The 16,483-nt window shown below is 58.6% G+C and carries 14 protein-coding genes and 2 pseudogenes; 10 read left to right on the forward strand and 6 right to left on the reverse strand.

The annotated features are described in order from the left end of the window. The first annotated feature begins 5 nt into the window (after positions 1-5). Positions 6-410 (forward strand): hypothetical protein, encoded by a 405-nt coding sequence (locus N1937_RS28845; RefSeq protein WP_260059862.1) that lies wholly within the window; start codon positions 6-8, stop codon positions 408-410. Between the two features lie 183 nt (positions 411-593). Then, entirely contained in the window at positions 594-989 is a 396-nt protein-coding gene (locus tag N1937_RS28850) for a hypothetical protein (RefSeq protein WP_260059864.1), read from the forward strand. A gap of 258 nt (positions 990-1,247) precedes the next feature. Here the strand turns inward: N1937_RS28850 and N1937_RS28855 are convergent, their stop codons facing one another. Then, on the reverse strand, positions 1,248-1,454 hold the full coding sequence (locus tag N1937_RS28855; RefSeq protein WP_260059866.1) for a hypothetical protein: 207 nt from the start codon (positions 1,452-1,454) through the stop codon (positions 1,248-1,250). A 748-nt stretch (positions 1,455-2,202) separates the two neighbouring features. Beyond that, entirely contained in the window at positions 2,203-4,215 is a 2,013-nt protein-coding gene (locus N1937_RS28860) for a methyl-accepting chemotaxis protein (RefSeq protein ID WP_260059867.1), read from the reverse strand. Positions 4,216-4,597: 382 nt separating this feature from the next. Between N1937_RS28860 and N1937_RS28865 the strand changes: the two genes are divergently transcribed. After that, complete coding sequence (locus N1937_RS28865) at positions 4,598-4,981, forward strand: VOC family protein (protein WP_260059869.1); 384 nt, start codon at positions 4,598-4,600, stop codon at positions 4,979-4,981. 81 nt (positions 4,982-5,062) lie between these two features. Here the strand turns inward: N1937_RS28865 and N1937_RS28870 are convergent, their stop codons facing one another. The 3 genes and pseudogenes from N1937_RS28870 to N1937_RS28880 form a co-directional block, all read right to left on the reverse strand. Beyond that, entirely contained in the window at positions 5,063-5,515 is a 453-nt protein-coding gene (locus N1937_RS28870) for an SMC-Scp complex subunit ScpB (RefSeq protein WP_260059870.1), read from the reverse strand. 233 nt (positions 5,516-5,748) lie between these two features. Further along, positions 5,749-5,940 (reverse strand): annotated as a pseudogene (locus N1937_RS28875) (hypothetical protein); the annotation flags it as partial. A gap of 320 nt (positions 5,941-6,260) precedes the next feature. Beyond that, positions 6,261-6,879: pseudogene (locus tag N1937_RS28880) on the reverse strand (AraC family transcriptional regulator); the annotation flags it as partial. A 610-nt stretch (positions 6,880-7,489) separates the two neighbouring features. Between N1937_RS28880 and N1937_RS28885 the strand changes: the two are divergent. The 3 genes from N1937_RS28885 to N1937_RS28895 all read left to right on the forward strand — a co-directional run bounded on the left by N1937_RS28885 (position 7,490) and on the right by N1937_RS28895 (position 11,226). Further along, complete coding sequence (locus tag N1937_RS28885; RefSeq protein WP_170282511.1) at positions 7,490-7,690, forward strand: hypothetical protein; 201 nt, start codon at positions 7,490-7,492, stop codon at positions 7,688-7,690. A gap of 327 nt (positions 7,691-8,017) precedes the next feature. Next, positions 8,018-9,250, forward strand: coding sequence for an HlyD family secretion protein (locus N1937_RS28890; RefSeq protein WP_260059873.1), 1,233 nt, complete (start codon positions 8,018-8,020; stop codon positions 9,248-9,250). Then, on the forward strand, positions 9,232-11,226 hold the full coding sequence (locus N1937_RS28895; RefSeq protein ID WP_260059875.1) for a glycosyltransferase: 1,995 nt from the start codon (positions 9,232-9,234) through the stop codon (positions 11,224-11,226). Before N1937_RS28890 ends, N1937_RS28895 begins: the two co-directional genes overlap by 19 nt. A gap of 137 nt (positions 11,227-11,363) precedes the next feature. On the opposite strand, the gene N1937_RS28900 is transcribed toward N1937_RS28895, so the two are convergent. After that, complete coding sequence (locus N1937_RS28900; protein WP_260059877.1) at positions 11,364-12,263, reverse strand: LysR family transcriptional regulator; 900 nt, start codon at positions 12,261-12,263, stop codon at positions 11,364-11,366. Between the two features lie 120 nt (positions 12,264-12,383). Here N1937_RS28900 and N1937_RS28905 point away from each other — a divergent pair, with 120 nt between their 5' ends. The 4 genes from N1937_RS28905 to N1937_RS28920 all read left to right on the forward strand — a co-directional run bounded on the left by N1937_RS28905 (position 12,384) and on the right by N1937_RS28920 (position 16,440). Then, on the forward strand, positions 12,384-13,316 hold the full coding sequence (locus N1937_RS28905; RefSeq protein WP_260059878.1) for a VOC family protein: 933 nt from the start codon (positions 12,384-12,386) through the stop codon (positions 13,314-13,316). A gap of 95 nt (positions 13,317-13,411) precedes the next feature. Beyond that, positions 13,412-14,101: a hydrolase gene (locus N1937_RS28910; RefSeq protein WP_260059880.1), complete on the forward strand. Its 690-nt coding sequence runs from the start codon at positions 13,412-13,414 to the stop codon at positions 14,099-14,101. Between the two features lie 66 nt (positions 14,102-14,167). Next, positions 14,168-14,458, forward strand: a complete 291-nt coding sequence (locus tag N1937_RS28915; protein ID WP_231284138.1) for a XapX domain-containing protein — start codon at positions 14,168-14,170, stop codon at positions 14,456-14,458. Further along, the gene (locus N1937_RS28920; RefSeq protein WP_260059884.1) at positions 14,458-16,440 is read left to right on the forward strand and encodes an amidohydrolase; all 1,983 of its coding nucleotides are present in this window, start codon (positions 14,458-14,460) and stop codon (positions 16,438-16,440) included. Before N1937_RS28915 ends, N1937_RS28920 begins: the two co-directional genes overlap by 1 nt. Positions 16,441-16,483: the final 43 nt, after the last annotated feature.

Raw genomic sequence — 16,483 nt, forward strand, 5'->3', positions numbered from 1 at the left:
ACGAGATGCCTGGCGGCTCCGCAGATCGAAGAGCGCTCCTTGCTCTGCGGCAGATCAAGGCATTCGCAAAAAACCAGGATTTCGATTGTGGGTGCGCGGCTGTCGTCGGGGAAGTTCTGGTGCATCTCGTGCCCCGGCAGCGGGCAGCGGTCGCTCAAGAACTATTCATCGCCGCCATCCGTCAGCGGGGCAAGTTGGAGACGCTGCTCGAGCTCCTTAGGGAGCTGGATCAGTTCGGCCCGGCGACCGACATATCGGAGATCGGCGAAGCCGCAATGATCTTCGAAGACATCGGACAGCAAGCGCGTCTCGGATCGCAACTCCTTAGAGCGTTCGTGTTCAACCGCGAAGACGTCCGAGGTTCAGGTTGCGCGCCCGAGCCCTCGGAAACGGCGGGACCTCTGCCATGATCGATCGCAGCCTCCAGAGGCACGTGGACGTGTTGGAATTCCTAGGCACAATCGGCGCGGCCGGCGGAGAGGTGCAAGCCACTCTTGAAGCGTACCTGTACGACACAAGCCCTTTCCAGACATTCGCACATCGTGCCGGTTCAGTCGAAGACGGCGACATTATCAAGAGGATCGGCAACGACAATGGATGAGGCGCCGTGCGCAGCACAGGAAATCAACTTCGACGAAAAAAACATGAGAGGGTCATTTCTTCTTCGGGCGGACGACGTGCAGTGTTTGGTCACGGTCACGCGCCGGGGAATCCTCAATGCGGCCTCGCCCCCTCGCGCCTCCGCCGCCCATTTCGCCGAATGCCTCGAGACGTTCCGCGCCGTTGCGCTGGAGAAGCTCTCGGAGCGCGGACGCCGCGAGACCCTTGAACTGACGGCCGAAGACCTCAGGCGGTGGCGGAGACGTCACACGCCTTCGTTAGCTGGACGGTATTCCGCGAAGCCCCACCGTGCGGCGTCAGTCGTGTTCCTCGACGAATATCGCCAACAACATCGCGCGAGATCGATCTACCACCGCGATTCTTACTGATCGAACGGCAAGGCTGGTGACCCACGGGCAACGCGACGATCAACGCGGATGCTCACTTCTTGGTCGGCGCCGCGATCTTGTCGGCCCGACCTCGATAGTCGTTTCAATCGCACTTCGCGGTTCGGTCGCCGATCACACGCCGTACGCTCAGGGCCGTGGCACTTGTGAAACTGCGAAGCGAAGCAACGAACATCGCGAGAATTGCGGTCAAAACGCTGACCGGGAAACCGAACCTCTGCTTCATGCACGCTGGACAGATTACGGTTCGTCGAACATCAACGCAGTGGCGAGATAGCAGACGCCGATCGTGCTTGCGAACTGATAGATGAACATTCCCTGTGCCACATAGCTGTACGAGGGGGAGACTGGAGCGATGGACTTTATCCAAACTACGAAACCGGCAGTGGCGCCCAGCAAGAACCCGATCGCAAGACGAGTGACGATGAACGTGACTAGAGGAGGCATGGAAATCTCCCGACATCGGTGTACGAAAACGATCAGTGGGCCTCGCTTGTTCCATCTGGGAAGATCTCGATCAAAGTTTTCGGGCGGGTAATCGTGCAGGGTGCTGTCGCGAACTTGGATATGCGCACCATGAGCCAGATGACATTCATTGCCGGCGTTTTCACGCTACTGGTACTTCCCGGCCCTACCAACGCAGTCTAGCAATGGCGTCGGCGGCCCTAACGCCATTGCGCGCCCTTTTACTAGTATCGACGGTGATCTCATCCATACTTGCTATCGTGATACCGGTCGCCGTATTCGCGGGCCCCCGTTGCGGGCGCGGCGGTGCGGTACCGTCGCGCTTCTGACGTATTTATTGGATTGACGCTCAGTGCCATTTCGCAAAACTGGCGCTCTAGCAAGTTAATTGCCCACCCGACTCGACTGCGATGAGCTTCAACAAGCCGACACGGAAAGAAAGGTGAAATAGTCTAACTGGCGCTCTAACGAACACGCAGGCTCGCCCATCCTTCTCGAGCGCACCGACACACCGGGCGCGGGAGCTGGCTTGGCCGTGATGATCCAATGATAAGCAACAAGGTCCTGGCGGCCACTAGCACAGCGGTCGGTTCAAAAGTTCGGATGGAGCTGAGCCCATCCGCGACAGGGAACCCCCGGTCTTACCTTTCGGGGGACGTTGGCGGTGGAAGAGGTCGGCTGACCGGAAGCAAACGAGAGCCACGAATGCACTCCTTGGTACTCTTTATGACTAGACCGCCTTGGCACCCACCGCGTTTGCGAGCGTCTGACGCAGCGCACGCGCTGGTGACGCTGAGGGCGAGTGATGGCTGACCGCACCGGCGAGCGAAAGGGTAGGCCGCCCGTCAGCCTGCACCTTGAACCGTGAAATCAATTGCGAAAGAGAAACCACTTCTTCCGCCAGTCGGCTGGTGCTTGCGGTGGCTTCCTCGACCATGGCCGCATTCTGCTGCGTGACCTGATCCATCTGATTGATGGCTGTATTGACTTCTGAAAGACCGGTCGTTTGTTCCTTCGCCGCAGTGGCGATCGACTGGACGTGTTCGTTGATCCTGGTTACCTGACCCTGGATCAGGCTCAGTGCCTCGCCGGTGGCGGTCACAAGTCTCACGCCGCTCTGCACTTCGGTTCCGGAGCGCGTAATCAGATCCTTGATGTCCTTGGCGGCGCGAGCAGACCGCTGCGCAAGCTCGCGGACTTCTTGGGCGACGACTGCAAAACCTTTCCCCGCCTCTCCGGCGCGCGCTGCCTCGACGCCGGCGTTAAGCGCGAGCAGGTTCGTTTGAAACGCAATCTCGTCGATCACGTTGATGATCTGGCTGATCTCGCCGGAGGCCTTCTCGATACGTCCCATGGCCGCGACGGCATCGGCGACCACTGCGCTCGATTGATCTGTGCTTCTGCGCGCCTCGGTGACCATGTGACTGGCTTCAGCCGCGCGCTCCGTCGAACTCTTTACCGCCGATGTGATCTCCTCCAGACTTGCGGCGGTTTCCTCCAATGCAGCCGCCTGCTGCTCGGTACGCTTGGACAGATCGCCAGACGCGTGGCTAAGCTCGCCGGTGCCCGAATTGATCGTTTCTATCGCCGCGCGGACTTCTGCCATCACGGTTCTCAAACCGTCCATTGTCGCATTCACGTCGCGTTTGAGTTCTGCGAATGAGCCTTGAAATTCGCCCCGCATCTCGTTGGTGAGATCCCCATGCGCCAATGCCGCGATGACGCGTTGGGTCTCGCCGACGCCACGGTGCACAGAGGCTACAAGCTCATTGACGCTTGCCGCGAAACGATCGAGATCGGGATTCTCATAGGCTTTCTGAATTCGCTGGGTAAAGTCTCCAGCAACGGCCGCAGCGACGACCGCCGATATATTCGAGGACAAATCCGCGTTCTTTTCCTGCAGGGCACGCTCCTGGGCATTAAGTTGGCGGATCCGAATGCCGTTCTGCTTGAACACGTCCACAGCGCCAGCCATTTCGCCAATCTCGTCGGTTCGACTTGCGAACGGCACTGCGGTTTCGAGGTCGCCGTCGGCAAGCTGTTTCATGCTCGATGTCAACTGACCGATGGGGCGGGCGATCGCCTTCGAACCAAAGATTGCCGAGGCGACAAGCGTTGCAACCACGAGGAATCCCATCCCAAGGCTGATTTGCAACGCCAGGCTCGATGCGGACGACATCTGGACCCCGGCTTCCTCAGCTTTGCTTTTGGCCGCATTCACGCACTCATCGAGTAACGACCCGATCTGATCGGCAATGTTCAAAAGCTTGCCCTGTGCAGCTTTTTCCTCAGCAGACGCTTCCGAACCGTTGCTAGCGCTGCCTAATCTGGCGTCTATCGAGTTGGACAGACCTTCGTATTCGGTCATCCACTGGCTCGTCAGCTCGGCAACTTTAGCGATCCGATCTTTGTTAGCCTGGAGCGTGACGTGCGCGCTTGCGCTCGCCAGGTATTTGGTCGCCGATTCATGCCGTTTGCTAACATACTCGCGCGCTTTCGTTGCATCGATGGAAGTCTCCGCCAGACGTAATTCCAACATTCCCATCATCATGCCGCGCAGCGATGCTTTTGCGTCCACCAGATCCCGGGAAATGACCAGCTGCATCCGTCCGAAATCGGCGTTTCTACCGGTCGAGGCGTCGCCAACCCAGACCGCTGCCAGCAAGGCTAAAACCATGAAGATGCCGACCGCTGACATGGCGGTCAGTTTAGCACTGATGCGGGTGAAAAGTTTGGATGGCATAGTCTCACTCCTGTCGCACGGGGCCGCCGTGGCTCCGGGCCGATGCAATCGATCAACAAGCTGGACAGGCATGTTCCAGCGGCACATGCATGCGGAACTCAGACACGTCGTCCCACACTCTGCGGCGAGGTGGTTGATTAGAATTATTACAAAGTGCTTAAGTTTTCGTTGAGGCTATTTGTACACAGGTCAAGTGACGAGACGTACGCCTCCGCACGGGCGCTGAAAGCGCTTCCGCTTGCGAGGCCTGATATTGCGGTTTTGCGACAAGAAGCCCCACGGGAAAAATGACACTTGGAGAGCGCAGCCCTTACTGGCTATTTTCCAATCCGAAACCGGTCTGTTAAACTCTCTCCGCTTCTCCAGACCTTGCGAGGCAACCATGGCCGACGAGACAGTCAACGTGCGTTATATTGTCGAGAACGTCGAGGTCGCCGTCGAATGGTATGTCGCCCATCTCGGCTTTTCTCTGATCTCGAAGCATGCGCCGGCTTTCGCGGACATCAGGCGCGGTGCACTGCGTCTGCTTCTGAGCGGCCCGAGAAGTTCGGCGGGCCGGCCGATGCCTGACGGCGAACAGCCGATACCCGGCGGCTGGAATCGCATTCACCTAATCGTAAACGATCTGACCACCGAGGTGGCGCGTCTGCGGGCAAGCGGCGTCCGCTTCCGCAATGATGTGGTCACCGGGCCGGGAGGCTCGCAGATCCTGCTCATTGATCCCTCCGGCAACCTCATCGAATTGTTTCAGCCTGCGCGGCAGTAACATTGATGTGTGGCTTCACTCGAACACACTCGACGGCAAGCCGAAGTCATCCGTGTCGTCGCCCAGCGCAATGGAGTTTCATCAAGGAGGCCCCTCCTTGAGCAGCCGGTATCCTCGATGCGCTCCAAATCCGAGATCGCGCAAGCTCACGAGTCCGAACGGCGACAGGAAGGCTTTGGTCGTCACCAGCGTATAGAGCCCGCCCGGCTGCGGGCTGCGCGGATAGGAGGAAACCAAACCGAGAGAGCGGAGGTGCGCGATCACGTCGCGGCGGACCTCCGGCAATCCTTGAGTTTCCCCGCGCGTGATCGGCTGGTGATAGGCGACCATCACCATAATTTCAGGTCGGCCTTCGACAGCACCGGCTTCACAGGCCACGCGCGCATGGGTTTCGAAGGGTATGTCGACGTCGTGCGCAAGCTGACACGACGTTTCTCGCTCTTCTATGCACCTGTCTACGAAAACATGAAGGCTCACGGCGATGGCGCCCTGGCCTCCGCCGATGTGGTTCATCCGAACGATGCCGGACATCATGCGATCTTCGACGCTTTTACAAATGCGGATCGGTCATAGCGCTTCAGACTCAAGACCAGCGCTGTACTCGCCGGACAGTCCTGCCAAGGCGGCCGCTCGCCGTTTGGTGGGCCCCGCAATGCGGTCATTCTCCGGACGGCGCGCAATCCGCCAGATTGATCAGGCCTCTAAAATGCATTCCTGACCGGAAACACGTCTTCGCCGTAATGGTGAAGCCTCGTGTGGTGCCGTCAGCATAACCACCGTACCCTTAAAGGCTCTTCGTATTGATCATGACGGGCATCGACTGCTTCGACTCCGCAGACTTCACAGCTTTGCTTTTCCAGCTCGCCGGCTTTGACTGCTCGCTGCACGGCGAGGTGAGCATCATATTTGCCTGGATTGACACGACGCCAATTCGCTTGGCGGGTATCGGTTTTCAGCATCGCTGCATCCTGCCTCATGTCAGTTTGTGCTCTCGTCGGAGACGATGCCTGTATCACAACTTCGCGTGCCGAGCTTCCGGGGCGAACATCCCGACAACTGGTGCGAGATTGTCACCTGCTATCTCGCCGTCAATCAATGGCTCAACGCCGGCGCCGCCATTCACTCGGGCCGGTCCGAACGCCATCCGCTGTGCGATGTCGAATATCATCTGACCGAAGTGTATCCTTGGATGGATATTGGACTGAGTTGCGGAAGGCTTAGCCCACCGCATCAACGTGCGACCGTTAACCAATCGCCGATCGTCGTCCCAAAATGCTGCATCCAGGCCGTCGATATAGCTGACGAGCAATTCGGCGAGGCTCCCGGAGAGGGCGATGTTGTGGGCGATCTGCAGAAGGGGGCGCATCACGGGTCAGTTCTTAGGGCAGGAAGACGAGCACCGCGGCTGAATCGGTCATCCGCCCACGGTTGGGATAACCGAGAGACCTGAAAAATATCTCACCCGGGCCGGTCTCCGTGACATGGCGATTGGCCTCGGTCCAGGCCCGGCCCCTGCGAAGTACGCCGACGTTCCAGTGGTCGATTGGGCTCGACCGCAGCATGGCCTGATCGCGAATATAGCTGCATGCCTGCACGCGCTGCTGGACGATGAGGATATCGCCGAGATGCCAGCCGGTCTGTTCCGCGAGAAAACCGTCGTCCTCAGATTGTCCGTCCGGCAGATGAACATCGACAAGCGGCGCCATATGTGATCGCCAGGACTGGAATTGTTCTTTCGGCGGCAGGTCTCGCGTCGAAAATCGCAAGGGCACCAATGCAGGTGGAACGTCCACCTGATGTTCTTTCTGCGGGGACGGTTCGCGCGGCCAGCGCCGCTGCTCAAGGTGGGCCGGCCATTCCCGTCCAGCAGCGGGGTCATCTCCAGACACCGTAACCATCCAATTCCCCCAGCGCATAAGCCGATCCGGGCTGTTGAAACAGCAAAAAAATCGCTTTCGCGGCTGAAATGGCCGCGCAGCCCATCCGAACAAAACCGAATCGACTGAAGTCTTACGTGCATAAGCTACTTATCATATTCATTTACGAGCAGAAATGGACGGACCGATAATTTTCGGGATGCGGCGATAACGACAATCGCGTCCTGTTCCTGTATCCAAATGAGCACGGGTTAGTTCCTAAGGACGGTTCGGAAAGCCCAAATACTCACTTGCCAGTGCAATGCAGTTTCAAAGCACTCTCAACGTGAAAACGACAATAATCACAACAAAATATGCAAGCAGAGGAGGATAGGTCGTGAACTATCGGGGCAATATTCGTGCGCGCTTTGCGCGAGCGTCGGCTTACGACAGGAATTCGGCGGGTTTCCTCTGCTCACCTTCATGCGAGACGCGCCTGAGGCCGGACATCGGCAAATAAGGACGCGAAGGGGTTGCGCGCAGACTAGGGCCGTCTGTGTCGATGCGTATAAGGCCGAGGCTTACACGCAACCCCTACCATATCCACCCATTGGCGAATTTTGTGACGCTGCCCATTTCTAAGGAGGCTAAGATGACCACCGCATGTGATGAAAAACGTATCGAATTGAAGCCGATTTCGATCTGCAGACGAGAGGTTGAAGTCGCGATGGTGGAAATGCTCGTCAGTTTGCAGAAACGTGGATGGTCGGCTGCGGAATTGGCATTGGAGCTCGCCGATGCCTCCGAAGATCTCGTCATGCTGATCGCGACCAAAAGGCTTCGACCGCATTAAAAGAAGGTCGCGTGAAATTATGCTGTCTCTGACTGAATGGAATGGCAGCACTGTCGGGCGCGGCGCCGTGATTTCCCACGCAATCACCACTCATCACGTCAGTCGCCGCGCCGGAGATGGCTTGACCATATTCCGGGCGCAGCACCGATACGGTGCCAAGCCTCCCGTCGGCGGCGGTTCCTCCACATCCGAACTGTTCTGCCTCAGCTTTACGACCATCACTTGTCTTCTAATTTTCGATGCGCTAAATTACAAGAATTAGTTGCATCCGTTTGTGCCGGCTCGATAGGACGGATGGCTGCAGAAGTGATATCTTCGGATGCCAACATGATCTGGAACCATCGCATTACGCGCATCGTTGTTGGGTTGCTGCTGCTGACACTCGTGACTGTCGTCTCATTGCCGACGATCACCGGCTTTACGAGCCTTGATGGCACGGTCAATGCGCGGTTTGCTGTCGTTAACGCGCCAATCGACGGCACGATTGCGGAAGACCCCCCCAAGGTCGGCAGCCCGGTCAAAGCGGGACAATCGCTGGCTGAAATCAGAAATACACGCGTCAATCACGCAATCCTCGCGTCGCTTGAGGCGGATCGCAATACGGCGCTCGACCGCGTCGCGGCGCTGAAAAAAGAACGGGAGGAGCTCTCCACGCTACGCGAGGAATTGTCTGCCAGATTGGAAATCTATAGGCAGACCACCATTGCCAATCTCGAACGCGAAGTCGCAATCCTGCGGAAAAAAGTCGAAGTGTCGCAAGCGCAGGATCTGGTCGCGCAGGTCGACCTGAGCCGCCGGATGCAGCTCGAGTCAAAAGGCATTCTGACGCAGAAGCTGGTTGAGGCCGCGCGGGCTGCTGGCGCTGCGACCGGCGGCGAGGTCGAAATCAGCAACCTGACTGTCGATCAATTGCAACAAAGGCTCAATGCGGTCCGCCAGGGTATCTTTGTCTTCGGCGACGGACAGAATGACGTGCCTTATTCGCGACAGCGTGAAGACGAGGTGGTCGTTCGCATCAATGACTTGAACTCGCGCATAGCGGAAAACGAGACACGAGCGACCGAAGTTCAAAAGCAGCTGGTCAAAGAGGCAGGCCGCGTCAGCAGCCTTGAATCCGCAACTGCAACAGCGCCTTTCGACGGCGTTGTTTGGACCAGGAGTATCGTCAACGGTTCCAACGTCATGCTGAACGACGAGCTGATGCGCCTTCTCGACTGCCGAGAGTTGTTTGTGGATATTCTTGTCCCTGAGGTCAACTATGACGAGATCTATCCAGAACTCGTCGCTCAGGTGCGCCTGTTTGGCCGCAGCGATGTTTTCAATGGGACGGTCGTGTCCGTCAGAGGCAGTTCGGCTTCGGTCGAGGCCGATTCCTTTGCCGCCAGTTTGCCGCCGTCGACACAACGCAACGCCCGCATTCGGGTTCGCCTCGATCCATCCTTCATGAACGATGACTTTGCCAACTCCTGCCAGGTAGGGCGCACAGTGCAGGTGCGGTTTTCCAAACACGGCATCAACGTATCCAACTGGGTCAAAAGCCTGTGGTTCAGTATCTTGTAGCGCTGGTTCCGACCTTTGTCGTTTTGGCCTTCTTCTTCGTGGGGCCGTTCAATTGGTCGCGCCATCACACCTGGACACGGGCGGTGACCTGCGCGGTTGTCGCAGCAGTCGCATTGCGATACATGTTCTGGCGTTTGACGGAGACAGTGCTTCCCTATCCCGACGGCGGTGCGAGTTTCTACTGGGTCTGGATCCTCTTCATCGTCGAGATTTTGGCGTGCGTCGAAGTCATTCTCTTTCTGGTATTGATGAGCCGCTACGTCGACCGCAGCGCAGAAGCGGACAGGCTGGCCCGCGTTTTCTTTGCGCGAGAGCAGCGCGAGCTGCCGACTGTCGATGTTTTCATTCCCACCTATAATGAGCCCCTCGACGTGCTCGAGAGAACCATCATCGGCGCCCGCTCGCTGGATTATCCTGCCGACAAATTGAATGTCTATGTGCTTGACGATCAACGCCGAGATTGGCTGAAGGCCTATTGCGAGGAAAAAAACGTCATCCACGTCACGCGCGGCGACAACAGCCATGCCAAAGCAGGCAACATGAACAACGGGCTGAAGGTCAGCTCGGGCGAGTTTATTGCGATCTTCGACGCCGATTTTGTGCCCTATCGGCATTTCCTTCGCCGGACGCTGCCCTTCTTTTTAGATGACAGCATCGGCATCGTCCAGACACCGCAACATTTCTTCAATGTCGATCCGGTGCAATCAAACCTTGGCCTGGAGAATATCTGGCCGGACGAGCAGCGCTTGTTCTTCGACGAGATCGCGCCCAGCCGAGATGCCTGGGACGTCAGTTTCTGCTGCGGGTCATGCTCGATTGCCCGCCGCGAGGCCGTTGACGCGATAGGCGGGTTTCCAACGGAGTCGATCACGGAAGACCTGCTGACAACTCTTTCGATGCTCAACAAAGGCTACAAGACGCGCTATCTGAACGAGCGGCTATCGATGGGACTGGCCGCCGAAAACCTGACCGGGTATTTTGTGCAGCGTGAACGATGGTGTCAGGGGGGTATTCAAACCCTTTACCTCTATAACGGCCCGCTGCGCGGCCCGGGATTGACGCTCTTTCAACGGATCATGTTCCTGCCGGCATCATGGCTGGTACAGTATCTGGTCCGCTTCACGATATTGCTCGTCCCCATCGTCTATCTTTGGTTCGGCCTGCTCCCGCTCTATTTCACTGACATAGCCGATTATGTCTCTCATCAGGTGCCGTTGCTGGCGGCGTATTTTCTGCTGATGCTGTGGATCACGCCGACCCGGTACTTGCCTGTGATTTCCAGCGCCGTCGGGACCTTTTCAACATTCCGCATGTTGCCGACCGTGGTCTCCAGCCTGGTGAGGCCATTTGGTAAGCCGTTCAGGGTAACGCCAAAGGGCAGCGGCAATGAGTCGAACCAGTTCGACCGCTACAGCTTCGCCTGGATCGCAATCATGATCACGGTCACTGTCCTTGGACTTCTGGTCAACGTCGTACCGGAAACGTCGCATGTACAAGGCCAGTTTTCACCGGTCGCGGCGTGGTGGTCAGGCATCAATGTCGTCGTACTGCTCATCGCGTCGCTGATCTGCTTTGAGAAACCCCGGCGTCTGTTTCATGCGTTCAAGCTCGATGAACCCGCTGTCGTCGACGACGTCCCCGGCCAAATCGTCAGTCTGGCACTGGACAAGGCGGTCGTTGCAGTCCCCAGCATGGCCCGATTTCAATCCAAATCGGTCATGCTGAAACTCCCCGGCTTCGCCCCGTTCAAAGCGGAGCTCGGACAGGTCACTCAACGACGAAGCAGCGTAAGTCGCAGCGGCGACAAGCAAGTCTATTACCTGCATCTGTATTTCGAAGTCAGCGGCGCTGCTCGCGACAGCATGATTGTCAAACTCTACACCGGTCAATATTCGCGGGATATTCGCGACATCGACAAGGTTGCTGTTTCTCTTAACCTGTTGTTGCGGTCATTCGGGCGAACGCGCACGTTGTAGCCCAATTCAGGCGAGAGTTCGTCGCCTTGAACAGGTTCGAACTAGTGGCCCAGTGGTGGACAATAGAAGCTGTTGAAAAGCCAAGTCCGTCGGGAGCAGCACAGCCCTTTGGAAAACCTTTTAGAAACAAACTCAGTTCATTCGATTGCCGACATAAATGCGGGGATCTGTTGCTCGAAGAACTTCGAGAACGAGGCGATACGGGGCGGTAGCGCCTGATACGGGGGGTAGTACAGGGTCAACCACAAATTCGGCGGCGACCAGTCCCGCAGGACGTGGACGAGCCGTCCGGTCCGCAGATGCTCGGCCATATGGAACTTGGGCAGCATGGCGACCCCGACGCCGTCCGCCGCCATGCTCGCCAGCACTTCCCCGCTGTTGGCGCTGAATGCGCGGCCGGCAGAAATCGTGGCGCTGCCGCTGCCGTCCGACAGCGTCCAGGTCTCCCGCTTGCTGTCACCGCTATAGGCCAGGCAATCGTCGGGAACGAGTTCGTTCGGATGCTTCATGTCGGAAAACCGGCTGCCCGGCGCTGCGACGAGGATACGGCGCACGACGCTGATCTTGCGCCAGATCGTAAACTTGTCCGAGGGTGCCGCGGAAATGCGGATCGCCAGATCGTAATCGTCGTCGATGATATTCACGAGCCCATCGGCAAGCGAGATCTCGAAGCTGATCTTCGGGTAGCGTTCCCTGAATGCGGAGAGGATAGGCGGCAGGACCTGTTGGCCGAACCAGGTCGGTGCGCTTATCCGCAGGCGGCCATGATCCGCCTTATGGGTATTCATCACATCCTTGCGCGCGTTGTCGAGCGCCTGCACGGCCGGCTGGATCTGTGCGGCGAAGATTGCACCGTCGGTTGTCAGCGACACCTGGCGCGTGGTCCGCACGAAGAGTTGCACCCCGAGGTCTTCTTCCAGAGCCGCGATCGCCCGCGTGACGGCTGCCGGGGTCATATCGAGTTCGCGCGCGACCTGCGCGAAGTTCCGCTTCTCGGCGGCCAGCAGAAAGGTTCGAAGCAGCTTGTAGTCGTTCATTGATTATTTCACCTGAGGCAATTCACTGACAATTATTATTGCAATTCCGACCGATGATCAACGGGCGTAGGTTTTCAATCACACCAGACAAACCAACGCAGCCGCGGAAAGGCGAGCATTATGATCAAGGATATCAAGGGACTGCATCACATCACGTCGATGGCATCGGATGCCCGCCAGAACAACACGTTCTTCACAGACACGCTCGGCCTGCGCCGCGTCAAGAAGACGGTGAATTTCGACGACCCCAACGTCTACCACCTCTACTACGGTGATGAGGCCGGCACCCCGGGCTCCGTCATGACCTACTTCCCGTTTCCCGACGTAATGCGCGGCCGCCCAGGCGTCGGCGAAGTCAGCGAAACGCAGTTCGCGGTGCCGAAGGGCTCGCTCTCCTTCTGGCAGGATCGCCTGTCTGCAAAGGGAGCCGGCAACCTGCATACCGACACCGCCTTCGGCGCTGCCCGCCTCCTGTTCAAAGGGCCGGATGGCGAAGCGTTTGCCCTTGTCGAAACGGAAAACGACGGCCGCAAGGCCTGGAATGGCGCCGGCATCGACGAAGGCGTCGGCATCCGCGGCTTCACAGGTGCCAAGTTCCGCCTGCATGACGCTGCTGCCACGTCCGAACTGCTCGGTTTCATGGGCTACCAGCGTACTGAGACGGATGGTGACGTCACCCGCTTCATCATCCCCGGCGGCAATGGCGCGGACACGATCGACCTCGAGGTTCTTCCGAAAACGCCTTTCGCAAGGCAGGGCGCAGGTTCGGTGCATCACATCGCTTTCGCCGTCGAGAACCGCGCAAAGCAGCTCGAAGTCCGCAAGGCGCTGATGGACACAGGCTACCACGTAACACCTGTCATCGACCGTGATTACTTCTGGGCCATCTACTTCCGCACCCCCGGGGGCGTCCTGTTCGAAATCGCCACGAACGAGCCCGGTTTCGACCGCGACGAAGATACGGCACATCTCGGCGAGGTTTTGAAGCTGCCGGCTCGCTACGAGCCTTATCGTGACCAGATCGAGGCCGGGCTCACACCGCTCGCCGCCTGACGTCGCTTTCCAACAATAAGGCGGCATAACTTTCAAGACGTGCCGCTTTCCCTGCCCCATTACCTACCTTCAACCTAGTCAAAGGAAGACACGAGATGTCCAGCAAGCTTCAGGTCCTCACCCCGCAGAACAGTCAGATCATCTTCATCGACCAGCAGCCGCAGATGGCCTTCGGCGTTCAGTCGATCGACCGCCAGGTCTTGAAGAACAACGTCGTCGGTCTTGCCAAGGCGGCGAGGATCTTCAATATCCCGACCACCATCACCACCGTCGAGACCGACAGCTTCTCGGGCAACACTTTCCCGGAACTGCTCGCTGTCGTCCCGGACAATGATATCCTTGAGCGCACATCGATGAATTCCTGGGACGACCAGAACGTCCGCGACGCGCTTGCCAAGCATGCTGCCGATGGCCGCAAGAAGATTGTCGTCGCCGGCCTCTGGACGGAGGTTTGCAACACAACCTTCGCGCTCTCCTGCATCAACGATACCGACTACGAAATCTACATGGTTGCAGATGCTTCCGGCGGCACGTCCGTCGATGCGCACAAATATGCGATGGACCGCATGGTGCAGGCCGGCGTCGTTCCGGTCACCTGGCAGCAGGTCCTGCTCGAATGGCAGCGCGACTGGGCCCGCAAGGAAACCTACGAGGCGGTCACGTCGCTCGTGAAGGAGCATTCCGGCGCTTACGGCATGGGCATCGATTATGCTGTTACGCATGTCCACGGCGGTGCCGAACGCGTCAAGCACGGCAAGCGGATCGGCCCGAACCCTGCCAAGTAAACCGTAATCACTCCGGCCGGCTGTGTCCTGCCGGAGTGATTTTCTTTCACCACGCGAGGTTCCCCCATGAAACTCTATCTTCTGTCACTCGGTGCCGGCCTGCTGGTGGGCGTGATCTACAGCCTGCTCAATGTCCGCTCGCCTGCCCCGCCTGTCGTCGCGCTCATCGGGCTGCTCGGCATCCTTGTCGGCGAGCAGCTCGTGCCGCTGGCAAAGAGCATTTGGGCTCGCGAGCCTGCCGCCGTCTCCTGGCTTCATCAGGTCAAGCCGCACATGTTCGGTCACCTCCCGAAGGGCGGGAAAACCGTGGTGGCGGTGAACCCACCCCATGACGATTCAACATCGGGGAAAAGCTGATGACGACGCGCCGCACATTCCTGGGCGCAGCATCGAGCCTCGCCTTTTCAAACTTGTTTTCACCGGCCAATGCCGCCGATCCCCACAAGACCGGAGCCGCTTCCATGTACGCAGACATCGTTCTTCACAATGGATTGATCACGACGCTTGATCGCGCAAATCCGAACGCCACCGCGATCGCCGTCAAGGACGGCCTATTCATGGACGTGGGTACCGACCGCGACGTCATGGCGCTCGCCGGGTCCGATACGAAGATCGTCGATCTCAAGGGCAAGCGTGTACTGCCTGGTCTGATCGACAACCACACCCACGTCGTGCGGGGCGGTCTCAACTTCAACATGGAGCTCCGCTGGGACGGCGTGCGGTCGCTCGCCGATGCGATGGACATGCTGAAACGACAGGTGGCGATCACGCCCGCTCCGCAATGGGTGCGTGTCGTCGGCGGCTTCACCGAACACCAGTTCGCCGAGAAGCGTCTGCCGACGATCGACGAGATCAATGCGGTTGCACCCGATACGCCAGTCTTTCTGCTGCATCTCTACGATCGCGCACTTCTCAACGGTGCTGCCCTTCGCGCCGTCGGCTATACCAAGGACACGCCGAACCCTCCAGGCGGCGAGATCACCCGCGACGCCAACGGCAATCCGACGGGCCTTTTGCTCGCCAAGCCGAATGCCGGTATTCTCTATTCGACTTTGTCGAAAGGCCCCAAGCTTCCGTTCGAATATCAAGTCAATTCCACCCGCCACTTCATGAGGGAACTGAACCGGTTGGGAATCACCGGCGTCATCGATGCCGGCGGCGGATTTCAGAATTACCCGGACGACTATGCGGTGATCCAGAAGCTCTCGGACGACGACCAGCTTACGGTACGTCTGGCCTACAATCTCTTCACGCAGAAGCCAAAGGAAGAGAAGCAGGACTTCCTCAACTGGACGCAGTCGGTCAAATACAAGCAGGGAAACGATTACTTCCGACACAACGGCGCTGGCGAAATGCTCGTATTCTCGGCCGCTGACTTTGAGGATTTTCGTCAACCACGCCCGGACATGGCGCCGGAGATGGAAGGCGAGCTCGAGGACGTCGTTCGCGTCCTCGCTGAAAACCGCTGGCCCTGGCGGCTTCACGCCACCTATGACGAGACCATCTCGCGTTCCCTTGATGTCTTCGAGAAGGTCAACAAGGATATCCCGCTCGAAGGCCTGAACTGGTTCTTCGACCATGCCGAGACGATTTCCGATCGCTCTATCGACCGCATCGCAGCGCTCGGTGGCGGCATCGCCACGCAGCACCGCATGGCCTATCAGGGCGAATATTTTGTCGAGCGATACGGCCACGGCGTTGCAGAAGCGACACCGCCGATCAGGCGCATGCTCGATAAGGGCATCAACGTCTCTGCTGGCACGGATGCGACCCGCGTCGCCTCCTACAATCCATGGGTCTCGCTCTCCTGGATGGTCACGGGCAAGACCGTCGGCGGCATGCAGCTCTATCCACGTGCCAACTGCCTCGACCGCGAGACGGCACTGCGCATGTGGACTGAGAAGGTCACCTGGTTCTCTAACGAGGAAGGCAAGAAGGGCCGGATCGAGAAGGGCCAGTTCGCCGATCTCGTCGTGCCGGACAGGGACTTCTTCACCTGCGCAGAGGACGAGATCTCGTTTCTGTCCTCGCAGTTGACCATGGTCGGCGGCAAGATCGTCTTCGGTGCGGGCGACTTCAAGTCACTCGACGAGAGCGACGTGCCTCCCGCCATGCCGGACTGGTCTCCCGTGCGCACGTTCGGCGGCTATGCGGCATGGGGCGAACCGCAGGGTGCCGGCATGAACTCCTTGCGTCGCACCGCGATCTCGACCTGCGGCTGCGCCAGTTCCTGCAACGTCCATGGTCACGACCACGCCGGCGCCTGGACATCAAAGCTGCCGATTGCCGATCTCAAGGGCTTCTTCGGCGCGCTTGGTTGTGCCTGCTGGGCCGTGTGACCCCACGCGGTATCGCGCCCGCATTGAGTGGGCAGCGCTCTTC

It is taken from the genome of Rhizobium sp. WSM4643, from assembly GCF_025152745.1.
Classification (GTDB): Bacteria; Pseudomonadota; Alphaproteobacteria; order Rhizobiales; family Rhizobiaceae; genus Rhizobium; species Rhizobium leguminosarum_I.